Origin of the sequence: Polaribacter haliotis (assembly GCF_014784055.1) — a bacterium.
GTDB lineage: Bacteria > Bacteroidota > Bacteroidia > Flavobacteriales > Flavobacteriaceae > Polaribacter > Polaribacter haliotis.
In genome coordinates this window covers 1081755-1103500 of sequence record NZ_CP061813.1, presented here as the reverse complement: position 1 = coordinate 1103500, position 21746 = coordinate 1081755, and the positions used below count along the sequence as shown (strand labels likewise).

Annotated in this window: 7 protein-coding genes; 5 read left to right on the top strand and 2 right to left on the bottom strand. The window is 31.4% G+C overall.

The annotated features are described in order from the left end of the window. The first annotated feature begins 237 nt into the window (after positions 1-237). A complete protein-coding gene (ftsY, locus tag H9I45_RS04580; RefSeq protein WP_088352889.1) occupies positions 238-1212 on the top strand; it encodes a signal recognition particle-docking protein FtsY in 975 nt (324 codons plus the stop codon). 282 nt (positions 1213-1494) lie between these two features. Here ftsY and H9I45_RS04575 read toward each other — a convergent pair whose 3' ends face one another. Continuing rightward, the gene (locus H9I45_RS04575) at positions 1495-2571 is read right to left on the bottom strand and encodes a serine hydrolase domain-containing protein (protein ID WP_088352888.1); all 1077 of its coding nucleotides are present in this window, start codon (positions 2569-2571) and stop codon (positions 1495-1497) included. 75 nt (positions 2572-2646) lie between these two features. Between H9I45_RS04575 and H9I45_RS04570 the strand changes: the two genes are divergently transcribed. From H9I45_RS04570 to H9I45_RS04560, 3 genes are all read left to right on the top strand, one after another. Then, complete coding sequence (locus H9I45_RS04570; RefSeq protein ID WP_088352887.1) at positions 2647-4293, top strand: amidase family protein; 1647 nt, start codon at positions 2647-2649, stop codon at positions 4291-4293. Positions 4294-4416: 123 nt separating this feature from the next. Continuing rightward, on the top strand, positions 4417-5769 hold the full coding sequence (gene rimO / locus H9I45_RS04565) for a 30S ribosomal protein S12 methylthiotransferase RimO (protein ID WP_088352886.1): 1353 nt from the start codon (positions 4417-4419) through the stop codon (positions 5767-5769). A gap of 48 nt (positions 5770-5817) precedes the next feature. After that, complete coding sequence (locus H9I45_RS04560) at positions 5818-6555, top strand: Dph6-related ATP pyrophosphatase (RefSeq protein WP_088353029.1); 738 nt, start codon at positions 5818-5820, stop codon at positions 6553-6555. 153 nt (positions 6556-6708) lie between these two features. Here the strand turns inward: H9I45_RS04560 and H9I45_RS04555 are convergent, their stop codons facing one another. Next, complete coding sequence (locus H9I45_RS04555; RefSeq protein WP_140422722.1) at positions 6709-8253, bottom strand: helix-turn-helix transcriptional regulator; 1545 nt, start codon at positions 8251-8253, stop codon at positions 6709-6711. A 316-nt stretch (positions 8254-8569) separates the two neighbouring features. Here H9I45_RS04555 and H9I45_RS04550 point away from each other — a divergent pair, with 316 nt between their 5' ends. After that, complete coding sequence (locus tag H9I45_RS04550; protein ID WP_088352884.1) at positions 8570-21745, top strand: cadherin-like domain-containing protein; 13176 nt, start codon at positions 8570-8572, stop codon at positions 21743-21745. Position 21746 lies beyond the last annotated feature (1 nt).

The window sequence follows — 21746 nt, the reverse complement described above, 5'->3', positions numbered from 1 at the left end:
AATAAAATATAAAAACTACTTTCTAATTTTAGAAAGTAGTTTTTTTTGTGCCCTATAATTATGTATTTTTGGGCGTTACCTAAAAAGGTCGGGCTTTCCATTATATCTTTTTGCAGAAAAAGCAAAAAGGATGTCATTTCAATCCCTAACGCAAAAGGCATTTTTAGTGACAATTTGACCAAACCAAACAAATGGCACGTTTTTTAACGTACTGTTCTTATAGTATAAAAGATAAAAATGAGTTTTTTTAAAAAAATATTTTCGAAAGAAAAAAAGGAAACATTAGACAAAGGATTAGAGAAAACAAATACAAATTTCTTTGATAAACTTTCCAAAGCAGTTGCAGGTAAATCTAAAGTAGATGACGATGTTTTAGATAACTTAGAAGAGGTTTTAGTAGCATCAGATGTTGGAGTAGATACAACGTTAAAAGTAATTACTAGAATCGAAGATCGTGTTGCCAGAGATAAATATGTTGGTACAGACGAATTAAATAAAATTCTTAGAGAAGAAATTGCAGGTTTATTATCGGAAACCAATCTTGGTAACGAAACTGAATTTACAATTCCAGAAATTCCTAAAGACAAAAATGGTAAGAAAATGCCATATGTTTTAATGGTAGTTGGCGTAAATGGAGTTGGTAAAACCACAACAATTGGTAAGTTAGCAAGTCAATTTAAAAAACAAGGTTTAAAAGTAGTTTTAGGAGCTGCAGATACCTTTAGAGCAGCAGCAATAGATCAATTACAAGTTTGGGCAGACAGAACAGATGTACCAATTGTTCGTCAAGAAATGGGCTCTGACCCAGCTTCTGTGGCTTTCGATACTTTAAAATCTGCTGTAAATCAAGATGCAGATGTTGTAATTATAGATACAGCTGGTAGATTACATAACAAAGTCAATTTAATGAACGAGCTGACCAAAATTAAACGTGTAATGCAAAAAGTGGTAGACAACTCTCCACACGATGTTTTATTAGTTTTAGATGGTTCTACAGGACAAAATGCATTTGAGCAAGCAAAACAATTTACTTTGGCGACAGAAGTAACTTCTTTGGCTGTCACAAAATTAGACGGAACAGCAAAAGGTGGAGTTGTCATAGGAATTTCCGACCAATTTAAAATCCCAGTAAAATATATTGGAATAGGAGAAGGAATAGATGATTTACAAGTCTTTAATAAAATTGAATTTGTAGATTCTTTTTTTAAGTAGGTGTTTTACTGAAAAAAATAAATTTAAATGACTTTTAAAATATATTTTTAATTTCTTGTTTCTTAAGTGTAGCTTATAATCTTAAATTTAGCATAGATAGTCCTCTTATCTCTAAAGAATTATTTTATTACGTTGTTAAAAAAAAAATATTCATAATAGTATTTTTGTAACAGTTTCTTTAATCTATTTCATTTTAATTGTATTAAATAAAGTGAATAAAGAAATTTCATTATTTCTTATTTCACTTTCTATTCTTTGTTAGAAGAGCAAATATTATTTTTTTTAATTGATTAATAAATTCAACTTTTCCCATAAATCAACATCAAAAGTTGAAAGTGCAAAATTGCTAGAATCTGCAGCTTCTCCCATTCTAATAATTACTAATTTTTTACTTGGCACAATATAAATTTTTTGGTCGTCTTTACCCAAAGCTGCAAATAAGTCATTTGGTGCATTAGGTATTAATTTTCCATTAAAAGTAGCCTGACTTTGTGGTAAATGATAACTAGATTTTCCATTCAACCACCATAAATAACCATAAGATTGGTTTAAGCTTTGTGAAGTATTTGTAGCTTCAGTTATAAAATCTTCAGAAATAATTTGTGTGTTTTCCCATTTTCCATTGCCAGCAATTAATAATCCAAAACGAGCCATACTTCTGCTATTACTCCAATATACATTAAAATTGTTACTATTTCTCCAAAACCCATTCATTCCTATTTTATCTTTTAATTTTGTATTAAAATAATTTGTAAATGTAGTGTTGGTAGCATTTGTAATAACATCTTGCATTTTTACATACACATTATGGTATGCCCATCTTTTTTCAGCATCTGCTTTGTATTTTAAATTTTCTTTAGAAATATCATCTCCCAAAGAATCATCTAAACCAGAATTCATAGAGAGTAAATTTTTACAAGTAATTAAATCTTCCTTTTCAATAGTTAAACTTGTCCAACTTTTACCTAAATAATCAGAAACTTTATTATTTATATTTAATAAGTTTTCATTCTGTGCAATTCCAGAAACTGCTGTAGTTAAAGTTTTACCAGCACTTGCCCAATACCAAAAAGAATTTAAATTATGGTTATTAAAATACTCTTCAACAACAATTTTGCCATTGTAAAGAATTATAAAACTTTTGGAGTTTTTTTCTTTTAAAAAGTCTAATAAAGGTTTGTATTCGTTTTCATTCCAATTTAAATTACTTAAAGAAGTGGTTTCCCAAATTTCAGAATTTAAAGGAGGAAAGTAGATTTCTTCATTTATTGGTGCTACTACAATTTCTTCAGTATGTTTTCTAGAACAAGAAATAGTAATCATTAGTAAAAAAACAAAGTAGTATAAAGAAATTTTCATAATGTAGATTTATAATAAGACAGTTATTCCTTTAAAAGGTTTAAAGCGTTATATTTGATTGTAAAATAATAAAAAATGAAAAATATTGTTCTTCTAATATTATTAAGTATTTTATTTATCAATTGTCAGCAAGAAGAAATTGTTTTTAAAGATGCTTTCAAAAAATACAATGAAACAGAAGCGTTAGCACAATCGCAAGAAAACGAAAGTGGACGAATGAAGTTTAAACTAATTCAATCTAAATATTTAGATATGAATGCAGTTTTTAAGCCATTTCAAAAGGAATTAAATAACTTTTCTGAAGAGAGTTACGAAGAATTAAAGCCACTTATTTTAGAACAAGAAATTCCTCAACTTCAAAAAAATGTAAAAGAAGGAAAGTTATCTTACGAAAAACTAACTCTTTTTTATCTCTACAGAATTCGAAAATTCGAAAGTGATTCTACATTGTCTTTAAATAGTATTATTGCTTTAAATCCAAATGTTTTAAACGACGCAAGAGAAAAAGACAAGATTAAAACGGATGTTTCTGAATTTTCAATCTACGGAATGCCCATTTTATTAAAAGATAACATCAACACAAAGGACATGAAAACAACTGCAGGAGCAATTGCTTTGGCAGATAATAAAACATCTGAAGATGCTTTTATCGTTAAAAAATTAAGAGAAAATGGCGCAATTATATTGGGAAAAGTTAATTTAAGTGAATGGGCATATTTTTTCTGTTCTGGTTGTCCTTTGGGTTATTCTGCAATTGGCGGACAAACCTTAAATCCTTATGGAAGAGGGAAATTCGAAACAGGAGGAAGTTCTGCAGGAAGTGGAGTTACAGTTGCAGCAAACTTTGCAGTAGCAGCAGTTGGTACAGAAACTGCAGGTTCTATTACATCTCCTTCAAGTCAGAATTCGGTAGTTGGATTAAAACCAACCATTGGTGTTTTAAGTAGAAGTGGAATTGTTCCAATTTCCTCAACATTAGATACGCCAGGACCTATGACAAAAAGTGTCATAGACAATTCCATTTTTATGAATGCCATGAGAGGTTTTGATAAAAGTGATACCGCTTCAAAAAATATAGAAGAAGATTACATTCAAAACGGATTTAGAAATAAATTAGAAAACAGAAGAATAGGTGTTTTAAAGCCACTATTATTAGATTCAATTTATAATTCAACAGTGGAAAAATTAAAAAAAGTAGGCGTTGAAATCGTAGAAATTACACCTCCAGAAATTTCTTTTGATGGTTTTGTAACGTTGTTAAATATTGACATGAAACACGACTTGCCAAAATATTTAAAAAATAATGCCAACAAAAATATTGAAGTAAAGAATGTAAACGATGTTGTAAACTTTAATAAATTCGACTCTATTTTAAGAGCGCCTTATGGACAACAATTGTTTGAGGGAATTGTAAATGATAAAACAACTTCAGAAGAATTTAGAAAAATAAAGAAAAACTTAAATTCGGAAGGACAAAAATATTTACAAGCTTTAAATGAAGATAAATTAGATGTTATTTTATCGATAAACAATTATCATTCAGGAATTGCTGCAGTTGCGAAATACCCAACATTAACAGTTCCTATGGGATATAAAGATTCTGGAGAACCTGTAAGTCTAACTTTTATTGGCTTGCCTTTTTCCGAAAGAAACTTATTAGAAATTGGGTATGCTTTTGAGCAATTAACAAAAGTTAGAAAAATGCCAAAAAACTATCAATAGAAGCAATTATTAATCATTTTAAAACTCGTATTTTTGCACTCGTTTTCATTTTTAAAGAAATGAAATAGAAAATTACAAATACATCTGCCAAAAGCAAAGAGCAAAAGGCAAAAAGCTATAGATATGCGTACAAAAACCATCAAAAAAAATAAGATTAACGTTGTTACTTTAGGTTGTTCTAAAAATATTTACGATTCGGAAGTGTTAATGGGACAGTTGAAAGCGAATGGTAAAAACGTTGTACATGAAGATGAAAATGATGATGGAAATATCGTTGTTATAAATACGTGTGGTTTTATTGGAAAAGCAAAAGAGGAATCTATTGATACAATTTTACATTACGCAAACAGAAAAGAAGCTGGAGAAATTGATAAAGTTTTTGTTTCTGGATGTTTAAGTGAACGTTATAAACCAGATTTAGAAGAGCAAATACCTAATGTAGATCAGTATTTTGGTACGCACGATTTGCCTAATTTATTAAAGGTTTTAGAAGCAGATTATAAGCACGAATTAATTGGAGAACGTTTAACAACCACTCCAAAACACTACGCATATTTAAAAATTGCAGAAGGTTGTGACAGACCTTGTTCTTTTTGTGCAATTCCTTTAATGAGAGGAAAACACGTTTCTACACCTATTGAAGATATTGTTACAGAAGCAACAAAATTAGCAGAAAAAGGAATTAAAGAAATTATGTTAATCGCACAAGATTTAACATATTACGGATTAGATATTTACAAAAAACGTGCTTTGGCAGATTTGTTAGAAGCATTGGCAAAAGTAGATGGAATTGAATGGATAAGAATGCATTATGCGTTTCCAACAGGTTTCCCAATGGATGTTTTAGAGGTAATGAAACGTGAGCCAAAAGTGTGTAATTATTTAGATATTCCTTTACAGCACATAAATACAGAGTTGTTAAAGTCGATGAAACGTGGAACTACACACGAAAAAACGACGGCTTTAATTCATAAATTTAGAGAAGCTGTTCCAGAAATGGCAATTAGAACAACTTTAATTGTTGGTTATCCTGGAGAAACTGAAGAAATGTTTCAAGAATTGAAAGATTGGGTAGAAGAAATGCGTTTCGAACGTTTGGGAGCTTTTGAATATTCACACGAAGAAAATACTGGTGCTTATGTTTTAGAAGATGATGTTCCTGCAGAAGTGAAGTTTAAACGTGTGAATGAAATTATGGAAGTTCAATCTCAAATTTCTTGGGAATTGAATCAAGAAAAAATAGGAAAAACATTTAGATGTTTGTTCGATAGAAAAGATGGAGAGTATTTCTACGGAAGAACAGAATCGGATTCACCAGATGTAGATAATGATGTGATTGTAGACGCAAAAGAACATTATATTAAAATAGGGGAGTTTATAGATGTAAAGATTCACGATGCTGGAGATTACGATTTACATGGAACGCCTGTTAAAAAGCAAGAAAGACCAGTTCCTTTAAATCAAAGGAAAAAATAAATATTAAAAATCCTACTTGTGTAGGATTTTTTTATGCCTAATGAAATGATGAAAAAAACTTATTTTAATTGGAGTTCAGGAAAAGATTCTGCATTGGCACTGTTTAAAATGCAACAGAATTCTTACTATGATGTCAACTTGTTGGTAACGACTGTAAATGAAGATTATAAACGTGTTTCTATGCATGGTTTACGAGAAGAACTACTCGAAAAACAAACAGCATCTTTAGAACTTCCACTTTATAAAATTTCTTTTCCTGCAAATGTTACCATGGATTCTTATTCAGAAACCATGAAAGTAGCAATGGATTCTTTAGTTGAAAAACAATATGAACATGCAGTTTTTGGCGATATTTTTTTGGAAGATTTAAAAGCGTTTAGAGATACAAAATTAAAAGAAGTCGGCATTAAAGGAGTGTATCCACTTTGGAAAAAAGACACGAAAGAAATAATAAACGAATTTTTAGAATTGGGTTTTAAAGCAATTACAGTTTGTGTGAATGCAAAATTATTAGGCGAAGAATTTGTCGGTAGAATTATAGACGAACAGTTTATAAAAGATTTACCAGAAAATGTAGATGTTTGTGGAGAAAATGGTGAGTTTCATACGTTTGTTTTTGATGGACCAAATTTTAGCAAACCTGTAGATTTTACCATTGGCGAGAAAACTTTGCGTTCGTATACTTTGCATGATAATGATGATGACAATTGCCATCAATCAAAAGACATAGAAGAAGAAAAAAACTACGATACTAGTTTTTGGTATTGCGATTTGATTCCGAAATAAGTAAGCTAAAAGTTTTTAAAACCTAGTAGAAAGTTTTCAAAAAAGCAATTTGCGTTAGGGATTGTAATGACATCCTTTTTGCTTTTTTGCAAAAAGATATAATGGAAAGCCCGTTAAAACGCCCAAATAAAAATGTTATTTCAAGTTATCTATTTATGATGATAAAGTATGTTTAAATGTCTCTTTTAAATATTCTGTAAGGTTGTAATTTGTCTCTTTTATATTTAATTTATTTGCAATTCTATATCTTTTACTTTCTATAGATCTTACAGATGTGTTTATAAAAGCGGCAATTTCTTTACTTTTAAAATCCATAAACAAATAGTAACATATTATTCTTTCAGAAGAATTTAATTCTGGGTGTTTTATAGATATTTCATTAAAAAACTCAACATTTAATTCGTTAATTAAGTCTAAATGACTCTCTCCTTTGGCTAGTAATACAGATGAGTTATGGTGTATTCCTTTATGAAGTTCTTGAATCCTTTTCTTTTGTTCTTCTAGAGTAGTAATTGAAGAAATGCTTTTGACTTCTTTTTTTATTTCTACAATATAATTTTCGAGACCTTTAACTTTTACTTTTAATTTTTCATGATTGTTTTGTAAAAAGGTATACTCTTTTTTCCTTTTCGAAAATTCTTCAATTTTCTTCCTAATTGTTTTTTGCTTTACTAATATAAAAATAATTAATGCAATTAATAATACTGCTAAAAATAAAATCCAATATCTATTTATAAATTTTTTTTCAGTTTCAATTTTTAAGCTATTAGAGGTTTCTAGAAGAGATTCATTAATGTTATAACTTGCACTAAGATTTTTTTCAATCAAGTTTTCATTATGTAGTTTTAATGAATCAATGTAGTTGTTTTTTGCTTCTCTATTGTTTATTTTTTCATAGTAAGAAACGTAGTTTTTAAAGTGAGTTTCTTTATCTGTATTATTCATAGAGCTTCTCAATTGATCTACTTTCTTTAAATAATAAAAAGTCGAATCTAATTCTTCTCTTTCTAAATGCAAATGTTGCATACAAATGTTTAAAGTAACACTATGTTTTTTATAAAGAGATGAAGAAATAGTGGTGTCATTTTCTAATTTTCTAAATTCGTTAAAATATTTTTTACGAGAACTATCTTCGTTTAAATGAATATAGTTAGAAGTTAACATAAACAAAGCATACATATAGTAAAAAGAATCGTCTTCAATAGATTTATAAAATGCTAATTCAGGTATAAGTAGGTCGTTACTTTTTTTGTAGTTATCTCGATTAAACTCTGTAAAAGCTCTCATTTGCATTACATCTATAAGACCTTTTTTATTGTTATCTAATGTGTAAAATTTTTCTGCTTTTTCTAAATAATCCAACGCAGTTGAATCTTTTTTTATAACGAAAAGGTTGTAAAACAATTCGATACTTGAAGCGCCAGCCATTTCATAATTCTTTTCTTTTTCTGCATATTTCAAAGAAAGAATATTGTAATGATACACTTCTGCATCATCACTTAAAAAACTACTAATTACTGCTTTAAAGTGATAGTATTTAGCAATATGCCCTTTAATACTATTCTCTAAAGGTTTAGGTATGGAATCTAAAAAATTATTAGCAATAACTGGTCGATCGTAAATATTTACATCAGCAGAATCAATATATCTTAAAAAAACATTAGAGGCTTTGTTTTGAGAATATGATGCAATACTCAAAAAAAGAAAGTTTATTAAAATAAATTTATATAGATTTTTTGATTTCAAAATTTTAGAATTGCTTGGGGATGAATGTAAGATAACAAAAATAAGAAAGGTTTAGTAAAGAAAGCTATTATTAACTTTAAACTATCTCTTATTAATAATATAATATTTTTAGATGCATTTTTCTTTTTATGAGATAATTACTTTTTTTTTAATTATTGCGTGGTAAGTGAGTAGTACAATACAAGCCCTTATTAACTGAATTACTACATATTTGTGTACATAATTAAATTTTATTTTTTCCACTAAAATTCACATTAATCACGTTAATATGAAATCCTACAAAAAAAACACTTTTTCAAAAGTATTAGCAATTCTCATTTTTTGCTTTACATTAACTTTAAGTGCACAATTAAAACCTAAATTTAGTGCAGCAAAAGGTCCTACTCGTTTATCTGGGAGTCCAGCAAGTAATACAGTTGGTGCTAAATACATTTACCAGAATGTAGTTGTAAATCAAGATGGAATTACAGTAGATGCAGTTGTAACTATTGTAAATATTTCACACGCAAATATTGGTGAAACTGACGAAAGTACTTACGGTTCAGATGATCGTTTTCAACCTACAACAAGTATAACACAAGGTGGAGGTTATGTAGAATGGGAAATTAATTTTGTTGCAGACGGAACTGTAACTAATGCTTCAGATATAGGGACGCCAATTGTTTTAAATAATTTTTCTGTTGAAGCAATTGATGTAGATGGTAGAGAATTTTTTAGTGCAGTTGTGGCAAAATCGTATGTTTTAGAAGGAGGAAATAATTCTCTTTTAACAGTTTCGCAACCCCATGCTCCATTTACAAGATTTCAATCGCCTTCTGGAAGTATAAACGGAATTTCTACAAATCCAAGAGCAGTAGTAAGAATCGATTACGAAAATGTAAGTACCATTAGATTTAGAAATGGAGATGCAACAACCTCTTCTTATGCAAGATTACATTCTGTAAGTTTTTTAAAAGAAATTAATTTTAGTAATCCACAAACTACAACTTTAAACACTGCCCCAACAGTTGTAGATAATTTAGGGAATACTATAAATATAGGCACAACTTTTTCTGGAAATATTTTAACGGGCGCAATTGATGTTGATGGAAATATTGATTTAACTACAGTGAAGTTAATTGATCCAAACAATACCGCTAACCAAGGAAAAGTAGGTTCCCCTTTGATAATCCCAAATGTAGGAACATACACAGTAACAAACAGTGGTAGTTTAGTTTTTACACCAGTAGTAAATTTTGCAGGTGATGCTTCTATAAAATTTACTGTTGAAGATACTTTAGGTTTACACGCAGAAAACGGAACATTAGGTATTTTAGTTATTGATAATGATAACGATAATGATGGAATTGGAGATAATATAGATTTAGATGATGACAATGACGGAATTTTAGACACCGTAGAAAATAATGGTACAAATCCAATTCTTGATGCGAATAATAATGGAGTTATAGATTATAAAGACCCTGCAGCTCCAGGGTTTGTAGATACAAATTCAGATAATATAGATGACAGATTTGATATTGATAAAGATGGAAAAATAGACCAATTTGATACAGATTCAGATGGTGATGGTTGTCCGGATGTTAGAGAATCTTTGCATGTAGAAAGTACTGTAAAAGCTGGTGAAGTTCAAGGAACTGGTTATGCAACAGATGGTAAAGTAAAAGGTTTTACAACTGCTTATACTGGTTCAAATACAAATGTTGTAACTGCTGGTATTGCAGAAGTTATTACAAATCAACCAACAGATAAAACGGTTAATGCTGGAGATAATACATCTTTTACTGTAGCAACAACTGGTAATGTTTTACAATGGGAAGTAAGTACAGATAATGGAGCAAGTTTTCATACAATATTAGATAATGGCGTGTACAGTGGCACGAATACAAACACAATTACTATTACTGGTGTAACAGCTTCTCAAAACAATTATTTATTTAGATTAAACGCTTCTAAAACGGATTATGTTTGTGAAATAGTTTCTAATCAAGCTAAATTAACAGTATCAACCAACAAACCACCAATTGCAAATAGTTCTGCAATTACAGTTGAAGAAGAAAGCAAAAATACTTCTTTAGGTTTAGCGATACCAACTGACCCAGATGGAAATACATTAACAATTACAGTTACAGGTTTACCAACTTTAGGAGTTGTTAAAAAAGCAAACGGAACTGTTGTTACAAATGGTTCTACCCTAACTTCTGCAGAATTAGTAGGCTTAACTTATGATGCTCCAACTGCTTATAATGGTACAGATAATCCTGGAGATTTTACATATTCAGTTTCAGACGGAATTTCTCCACCAGTTACAGGAACAACAGATATTACAATAACTGCTGTAAATGATGCACCAGTTGCAGTTGCAAATTCTGGCACAGCAACAGAAGACAATCCAGTAAATATTGCAACTATTAATGTAAATGATACAGATGAAGATGGGAATGTAGTTCCAGCAACAATTATATTAATAGACCCAACAGATGCAACAAATACAGGAAAAACAGGAACACCTTTAGTAATTGCAGGAAAAGGAACCTATACTATTGATGCAAATGGAAACTTAACTTTTACGCCAGAACCTAATTTTAACGGAACTGCAAATATCAATTATACAATAAAAGATAATGATAATTTTACATCAAATATTGCTCCTATAAATATTACAATTACTGCTGTAAATGACAACCCAATTGCAAATCCTGATACAAATTCTACAACTCAAAATGTTACATTAACAGTTAATGGTGCACATGGAGTTTTAAAAAATGATACAGATGTGGAGTCTGCAATTTTAACAGTTACAACATTTGTAATTGCTGGAGATGCAACAATGCATAACGCAAATCAAACAGCTACAATTACTGGAGTTGGAACGTTAAAAATTAACACAAACGGAAGTTACGTTTTTGTTCCAGAAACAGGTTATTCAGGTGCAATTCCAGTAGCAACGTATTCAATTACTGATGGAACAGGAGGAACAGCTTCATCAACTTTAACAATTACATTAAATGTAGATTCAGATGCTGATGGTGTTCCAGATGTTACAGATTTAGATGATGATAATGATGGAATTTTAGATACACAAGAAACTCCAGGAAATGTAAATCCTGATGCAGATGCAGATTTAGACGGAATTCCAGATTATAAAGATCCAGATTATGGAACTTTAAACGCAAGCGGAATCGTTTCTACTTTTGATAGAGATTCAGATGGAAAACCAGATCATCAAGATACAGATTCAGATAATGATGGTTGTCCAGATGTTAAAGAAGCTGGCCATACAGAAAGTACTACAAAACCAGGAGAAGTTCAAGGAAATGGAATTGGTGGAGATGGTAAAGTTACCGGTTTTGCATCAGCTTATATGGGTAGAAACATCAATGTAACTACTGCTGGTACAGCTGTTGTTGTAAGTTCTCAACCAACAAATAAAACAGTATTTGTAGGTGCAAGTACAACTTTCGAAGCGACTTCTACAGGTTCAGTTTTTCAATGGCAACAAAGTATAGATAATGGTACAACTTATACAAATGTTGCAAATGGCGGACAATTTGTTGGAGCAACTTCAACTAAATTAACCATTTCTAATGTTACAATTGCAGAAAATAATTATTTATTTAGAGTCGTAATTTCTAAACCAGATTATGTTTGTCCTACAACTTCAGATGCTGGAAAATTATCAGTAAATAATACACCACCAGTTGCAGTTGACGATTTAAACAATCCAACTCCAGAAGACACTCCAATTATAATTGCTACAATTACTGGAAATGATACAGATTCAGATGGCGCAATCGTTCCATCAACAATTATTTTAATTGACCCAAATAATCCTGCAAATACAGGAAAATCTGGAACTCCTTTAGTAATTGTAGGAAAAGGAACTTATACTGTAAATCCAGCAGGAGATGTTATTTTTACTCCAGAACCAAACTTTAACGGAACTGCAGATATAAAATACACCGTAAAAGATACTCGAAACATTACTTCAAACGAAGGAACTATTGGTATTTCTGTAACATCTGTAAATGATGCACCTATAGCAAATAATGTTTCAGGAACAATTAATGAAGGTGGCGTTTTAACGCTTACTACAATTACATCAAACGATACAGATGTAGATGGAACCATAGATACAACGTCTATCATTTTAATAGATCCAAATAATCCTGCAAATGTAGGAATGACAGGAACTCCGTTAGTAATTGCAAATGTGGGAACTTATACAGTTACTGGTTCAGGAACATTGGTTTTTACACCAGTTGCAAATTATTATGGAAATCCAAATATCAATTATACAGTAGAAGATAATTTAGGTTTAATTTCAAATTCAGCAACCATAAATATAACTGTAAATGCTGTAAATGATGCACCAATTGCTAATCCAGACACAGCTACAACACCAGAAGATGTTACATTAAATGTTGTTTCAGTAGATGGAATTCTTAAAAATGATACAGATGTAGATGGAAATACAATGATTGTTACCAAATTCGTTGTTGAAGGAGTTTCAGTTACTGTAGACCCGAATATTGGAGGAAAAAGAACAATTGCTAATAAAGGAGAATTAACAATTAGAAGAGATGGAAGTTATGCTTTTGTACCTGTTTTAAATTTCCACGGAACAATTCCGCAAGTAATGTACACTGTTTCAGATGGTGTAAATACAGCAACAAGCACTTTAGATATTACAGTTTCTGATGTAGATGATGCACCAATAGCAAATCCAGATGCAAATACAACCAACGAAGATGTTATTTTAAATGTTTCTGCTTCAAACGGAGTTTTAAAAAACGATACAGATATTGATGCAGGAACAACTTTAGTAGTTTCAAGTTTTATTGTTGATGGAATTGCAGGAACTACAAATGCAAATGGTACAGTAACAATTCCAAATGTTGGAACTTTAAAATTAAGTGCAAACGGAAGTTATACCTATACACCTTTTGCTAATTTTAATGGGAATGTACCTCAAGTAACGTATACAATTTCAGACGGAATATTAACGGCAACAAGTACATTAGATATTACTGTAATTCCAGTAAATGATGCGCCAATTGCTTTGCCAGATACAAATACTACAAATGAAAATACAACCTTAACAGTTGCAGAAGTAGATGGTTTATTAAAGAATGATAATGATCCTGATGGACATGGAATAAACATAATTCAATTTGTTGTAGAAGGAGTAGTTGTTGATGTTCCAGTTGATGATCCAGCAGGAGCTTCAACATTAATTCCAGGAAAAGGAACGTTAACAATCACAAGAAATGGTAGTTATACTTTTGTACCCGTTGCTAACTTTAACGGAAAAGTACCTCAAATACATTATACCATTACAGATGATGTTAATACAGCAAATGCAACTTTAGATATTACTGTAAATGCTGTAAATGATGCCCCAATTGCAAATCCTGATACAAATGTTACTAATGAAGATATTACATTAACTGTTTCTGCTCTAAATGGAGTTTTAAAAAATGATACAGATGTTGATGAAGGAACCACTTTAAATGTAGTAAGCTTTGTAATCAACGGAATTGCAGGAACAACAAATGCAGGTACAACTGCAACAATTCCTACTATTGGAACTTTAAAAATGAATGCTGATGGAAGTTATGTTTTTTCTCCAGCATTAAATTATAACGGAGCTGTACCACAAGTTACATACACTGTTTCTGATGGAACGCTAACAGCAAGTTCAATGTTAGATATTACAGTAAACCCGATAGATGATGCGCCAGTTGCAAATCCAGATACGAATTCTGTAAATGAAGATACAACCTTAACAGTTTCAGTAGCAAATGGAGTTTTAAAGAATGATACAGATATAGAAAACGATTCTTTAACAGTTACAAAGTTTGTTGTAAACGGAACAACAGTTCCTGTAAATGCTACAACAGGAGGAACCACTACAATTCCAGGAAAAGGAGATTTAGCTATTAAAGCTGACGGAAGTTACACGTTTGTACCAGTTGCCAATTTTAACGGTGCTGTTCCTCAAATTGTGTACACCATTTCTGATGGTTCAAAAACAGCAAATAATACTTTAGAATTAACAGTAAACCCAATAAATGATGCGCCAATTGCAACCAATGATGTTGCAGGTACAGATCCTGGTGTTGCCGTTAAAATTCCAGTTTTATCAAATGATACTGATATAGATGGAGACGTTTTAACAGTAAGCAATATTACAGTTGCTTCTACAAGAGGAACTGCAGTTATAAATGCTGATGGAACAATAACCTACACACCAAATGCAGGAGTAACAAATGGAACAGACACATTTACTTATGAAATTTCTGATGGAAATGGAAACAATACAACAGCAGTTGTAAATATTTCAATTCCTGTTTCGCCATTTCCACCAGTTGCAAATGCAGATACAAATTCAGTAAATGAAGATGTAACTTTAACTGTAAATGGAACCGATGGAGTTCTAAAAAATGATACAGATGGAAATTTAGATCATTTAACTTTAGTTAGTTTTATTATAGACGGAGTTACCGGTACAAACAATGCTGGAGATTTAGTTGTAATTCCAAATGTTGGAACAATAAAATTAAATTTTGATGGAAGTTACATATTTACACCAGTTGCAAATTTTAACGGAAATGTTCCAGATATTTCCTACACAATTACAGATGGAACTGCTACTGCAAATGCAAGTACAACTTTAAAAATAACGGTAAATCCTTTAAACGATCATCCAGTTTTAGTAGCAGATGTAAATTCAACAACAGAAAACACACCTATAAATGTAGCTGCTGCAAATGGAGTTTTAGCAAATGATACAGATATTGATGGCGATGCAGAACACGTTACTCAATTTGCAATAAACGGAACAACATATCCTGTTGGAACAACTGCAAATATTACAGAAGGTTCAATTCACATTAATGCAGATGGAGGTTACGTATTTACCCCAGCAACTAATTTTAACGGAGCTTTTCCTCAGATTACATATACAATGACTGATGGTACTGATATTTTAAGCAGTACTTTAGATATTTCAGTGGATGCTGTAAATGATGCGCCAGTTGCAGTAAAAGACACAAACTCTACAAATGAAGATACGTTGTTAACAGTTGTAGCTGCAAATGGAGTTTTAAAAAATGATAATGATGTAGATGGTGATGCAATTATAGTGAGCGCAATTTCAATTGGTGGAACTGCAGGAACAGTTGGTGCAGACATCAACTTAACAGAAGGGGTTTTAAATCTAAAAGCCAATGGAAGTTACACATTTACACCAACACATGATTTTAACGGAAACGTACCACAAGTTACCTATACAATTTCAGACGGAAATTTAACAGCAAGTTCAACATTAGATATTACTGTTATTCCAGTAAATGATGCACCAGTTGCTGTCGCAGATTTTGGTGTAACAAATGAAGATGTAGTTTTAACAGTTTCTGCGGAAAACGGAATTTTAAGCAACGATTCTGATGTTGATGGAAATTCATTAACCGTAACCAAAACAATAACACAAGTTTCTATTGGAACAACAACGTATAATGCAGGTGAAACAGCTTATTTAACAGAAGGAAATTTAGTTGTAAATTCAGACGGAAGTTATACTTTTTATCCAGCTTCACATTTCCATGGAAGCGTACCACAAGTACATTATATTGTTTCAGATGGTGAGTTAACATCAAGTTCTACGTTAGATATTACCGTAAATGCTACAAATGATGGACCTACTGCAGTTGCAGATACAAATAGTACAAATGAAGATACTATTTTAAATGTTTCAGCAGCTAATGGTGTTTTAAAGAATGATACAGATGAAGAAAATCTTCCATTATCAGTTACTAAATTCCAAATTAACGGAACCGATTCTAATGCAGGAACAACAGCAACAATAACTGAAGGAACTATCAAAATAAATGCAGATGGAAGTTATGTGTATACACCAGCTTCACATTTTCACGGAAATGTTCCTCAAATTACTTATACTGTTACAGATGGAGATAAAACAGCATCATCAACATTAGATATTACAGTAATTGAAGTAAATGATGTTCCACTTGCTATAGCAGATATTAACAATACAAATGAAGATACAATATTAAGTGTATTAGCTGCTGATGGAGTTTTAAAGAACGATTCAGACCCAGAAAATCATGCTTTAAATGTTTTAAATTTTGAAGTTAACGGAATACCTTATAATGCAGGAGCAACTGCAACACTTGCAGAAGGAACTGTTAGAATTAATCAAGATGGAAGTTACGTTTACACTCCAGCATTGCATTTTAAAGGAACTGTTCCTGTAATTACATATACAATTTCAGATCAAGTTCATACAGCTCATAGCACATTAACAATAACTGTTGATAATGTAAATGATGCACCAATTGCTTATGCAGATACAAACAATACAAATGAAGACACAATTTTAAATATTGATGTAGCAAATGGAGTTCTTAAAAATGATTCTGATTCAGATGGGGATACTATAACAGTAACAAAATTCCAAATTAACGGAACAGATTATAATGCAGGAACAACTGCACCAATTACAGAAGGAACTATCAAAATAAATGCAGATGGAAGTTATGAGTACACACCAGCTTCACACTTTGTAGGAACTGTTCCTCAAGTAATGTACACAATTTCAGATGGAGTTCTAACTGCAACATCAACATTAGATATTACAGTTTCCAATGTAAATGATACACCAACTGTAGTTGCGGATACAAATACAACTTTAGAAGATACTCCTTTAAATGTTTCAGCAACAAATGGAGTTCTAAATAATGATTCAGATTTAGATGGAGATGTAATTACGGTTTCTCAATTTACAATTAATGGAATAAATTATCCAGCAGAAACTTCAGCAACAATTGCTTCAGGAGTTGTAAAAATAAGTGCAGATGGAAGTTATTCTTACACACCAACATTAAACTATAACGGAACTGTACCAACAATTACTTATACAGTAACAGATGGAACAAATACTGCGCATACAACATTAACAATTACAGTAACTTCTGTAGATGATAATCCTGTAGCAGTAGATGATACAGCAGCAACAGACCCAAATACACCTATAGATATTCCTGTGTTAACAAATGATACAGATATAGATGGAGATGTTTTATCAGTAAGTGCAATTATAATTCAACCAACAAAAGGTACAGCAGTAACGAATGCAATCGGAACAATAAAATATACTCCAGGAGCTGGATTTAATAATGGTTCAGATATTTTCACCTATCAAGTTTCTGATGGACAAGGTGGTTTTGATACAGCTGTTGTAACAGTTATTGTTCCTAAATCTTCTTTTGCACCAATTGCGAATCCAGATACAAATATTACTGATGAAGAGGTTACGTTAACTGTTGCAGATGGTGATACAAAAAGCATTATCAAAAATGATACAGATGCAAATTTAGACCCAATAACAGTTGTCAATTTTACAATCGGTGGCGTTACTAAAAATGCAGGACAAACTATTGTGGTTACAGAAGGTTCTATAACTGTAAATGTAAATGGAGGTTATGTTTTTATACCAACACCAAACTTTAATGGTAAAGCTCCTGAAATTCAATATGAAATTTCTGACGGAACTGTATCAGCAAATGCAACAAGTACTTTAAACATTACAGTAAATCCTGCAAATGATGCACCAATTGCAAATACAGATTCTAAAACAATTAATGAAGATGAAGTTTTAACAGTTTCTGCAACAGATGGATTGTTAATGAATGATACAGATATTGATGGAGATGTTTTATCAGTAAAAGAATTCAAAATAGGAATTACTACTTATCAAAAAGGAGAAGTTGCCCATTTAACACAAGGTAATTTGTTAATACTTGCAGATGGAGGTTACACATTTACACCAACAAAAGACTTCAATGGAACTATTCCTCCAGTAACTTACACAATTACAGATGGAACAGCAGAAGCAACAAGCACATTAAATATTACAGTAGATGCTGTAAATGATGCACCTATTGCAGTAGATAATTTAGGTTTTACAACGTTAGAAGATAACGCAATAACGATCCCGACAATTGGATTAAATGATACAGATGATGGAACTGTAGACCCTTTAACAATTACGTTAATTGATCCTGCACATCCAAATATTATAGGAAATTCTACAGCTCCTTTAGTAATTACAGGAGTTGGAACTTATACTGTTAACAATTCTGGGGATGTTATATTTATGCCAGTTGCAAACTACAATGGTCTTGCAAATGTAAATTATACAATAAATGACAATGATGGAATTACATCTAATGTTGCAAAAGTTGAAATTACAGTAACTCCAGTAAATGATGTTCCAGTTGCAGTTTTTGATACAAATTCAACATTAGAAGACACAACACTTACAGTAAACGCAACAAACGGTTTGTTAAATAATGATACTGATGTTGAGAACACACCATTAACTGTAACTCAATTTACTATTGGAGGAACCATCTATCCTGCTGGAGAAACAGCACATTTAACAGAAGGAAATCTGGTAATTACTTCAAGCGGAAGTTACACATTTACACCTGCTAAAGATTTTAACGGTATTGTACCACAAGTTATGTATACAATTTCTGATGGAAATGACATAGCAACAAGTACTTTAGATATAACAGTAACTTCAGTAAATGATACACCTGTTGTTGTTGACAATTTAGATAATGTTACCAATGAAGACACTCCTATTACAATTGCAACAATTACTTTAAATGATACAGATGATGGTACAGTAAACCCTGCAACAATTACTTTAATTGACCCAAATAATCCTGCAAATATTGGTAATTCTTTAACTCCTTTAGAAATTCCAAATGTTGGAAAGTACACAATTGATTCTTTTGGTAACGTAACATTTGAACCAGTTGCAAATTATAATGGATCAGCAAACGTGAATTATACAGCACAAGATAATCTTGGTGTAGTTTCTGAAAATCAAGCAACAATAGCAATTACAGTAACTCCTATAAATGATGTGCCTGTTGCAAATCCAGATACTGGCGCAACAGCAGAAGACACTTTATTAACAGTAAATACTGCAAACGGAATATTAAATAATGATTCAGATGTAGAAGGTTTACCTTTAAAAGTAACCCAGTTTAATGCAAATAGTACAAGCTATTCAGCAGGAACTGCAGTTCATATCCCAGAAGGAACAATCAAAATTAATTCTGACGGAAGTTACACTTTCAATCCTGAAAAAGATTTTAATGGAACTGTACCTCAAATTGATTATACAATTACAGATGGTCAATTAACTGCATCAAGCACATTAGATATTTCTGTAAGCCCAGTAAATGATTCGCCAGTTGCAATAAACAATTCAGGGAATATTACAAATGAAGATGAACCAATTACAATTGCAACAATTACTGCAAATGATACAGATGATGGCACAGTAAATCCAGCAAGTATCATTTTAATTGACCCAAATAATCCTGCAAATGTTGGTAATTCTACAACTCCTTTGGTAATTCCTAATATTGGAACTTACACAGCAACTCCTTTAGGAAACGTAACATTTACACCTGCAATAAATTATAACGGTCCTGCAAATGTAAATTATTCAGTAAATGATAATGATGGAGTAACATCAAATGTAGCAACAATTAACATTCAAGTTACAGCTGTAAATGATGCACCAATTGCGAATCCAGATACAAATTCAACAGCAGAAGACACAAGATTAAATGTAACTGCAGTAAACGGTTTGTTAAATAATGATACAGATACAGAAGGAACTACATTAACAGTAACTGAATTTAGTATTGGAGGTACAACGTATCCTTTAGCAACAGCAACTTCAATAACAGAAGGAGTTGTAATTATTAATTCTGATGGAAGTTACACATTCAATCCAGCATCAAATTTTAATGGAAATGTTCCACAAATTACCTACACAATTACAGATGGTAATTTAATAGCAACAAGTACATTAGATATTACTGTAACACCAGTAGATGATGCTCCTATTGCAAATAATGATGAAGTAACAACGGTTCAAAATACACCTGTTACTATTCCATTAATTGGTGCAAATGATACCGATTTAGATGGAAATGTAATTCCATCAACAATTATTTTAATTGATCCAAGAAATCCTTCAAATACAGGAAACTCTACTACATCTTTGGTTGTGCCAAATGTTGGAACGTTTACAGTTGACGCTTTAGGAAATGTGCTTTTCACGCCTATTCCAACTTTTTCAGGAATTGCAATAGTAAATTATACCATAAATGATAATCTTGGCGCAACTTCAAATAAAGCAAGAGTTACAATTAATACGCTAATAGATTCAGATTCAGATGGTGTTGCAGACGTATCAGATTTAGATGATGACAATGATGGAATACCAGATGCAGTAGAACAAAATGGAAACCCTAATAGAGATTCAGATTCAGATGGAATTCCAGACCATTTAGATTTAGATTCAGACGCAGATGGAGTTACAGATTTAACAGAATCTGGCTTTGGAGCACCAGACACAAATAATGATGGTGTAATTGATGGAGCAGCTTCAGGTTCTGGAACAAACGGTTTGTTTGATGGAATTGAAACTACACCAGATAGTGGAATAACTAAAGACAATCTTCGAGATACAGATGGAGATATAATTCCAGATTTTCAAGATTTAGATGATGATGGTGATGGAATTAACACTGTAGATGAAGATGTAGTTTTAGTAGATGGAAATCCAACAAATGATGATTCTGATGGAGATACAATTCCAAATTATTTAGATACAGATGATGATAATGATGGGGTACTTACAAAAAATGAAGATATTAATAATGATGGAGATTCAACAAATGATAATTCAGATGGAGATTCAATTCCAGATTATTTAGATGAAGATGATGATGGTGATGGAATTCTTACCATAGATGAAGATGTAACTTTAGATGGAGACCCTTCAAATGATGATTCTGATAACGATACAATACCTAACTATTTAGATAAAGATGATGATGGAGATGGTATAGATACCAAAGATGAAGACATAAATAATAACGGAGATCCAACAGATGATGACACAGACAAAGATGGTATTCCAGATTATTTAGATGAAGATGATGATGGTGATGGAATTCTTACCAAAGACGAGTTTATGTCAGATTGCGATAATGATGGTATTTCAGATAATTTAGACTTAACAACTTGTGGTCTAATTCCAGAATCTTTCTCACCAAATGGAGATGGTAAAAATGATACGTTTGAAATTACAGAATTGTATAAATATCCAAACTTTAAATTAGAAATTTTTAACAGATGGGGCGCTCAACTTTACAATTATAGCAATAATGGTAAAACAAGCCCAATTTGGTGGGATGGTTATTCCACAGGAAAATTAACATTAAACAAAAGCAAACCTCTGCCATCTGGCACATATTATTACATAATTAACTTTAACGATGGTGTTAGAAAACCAATTACAGGATGGGTATATTTAAACAGATAAT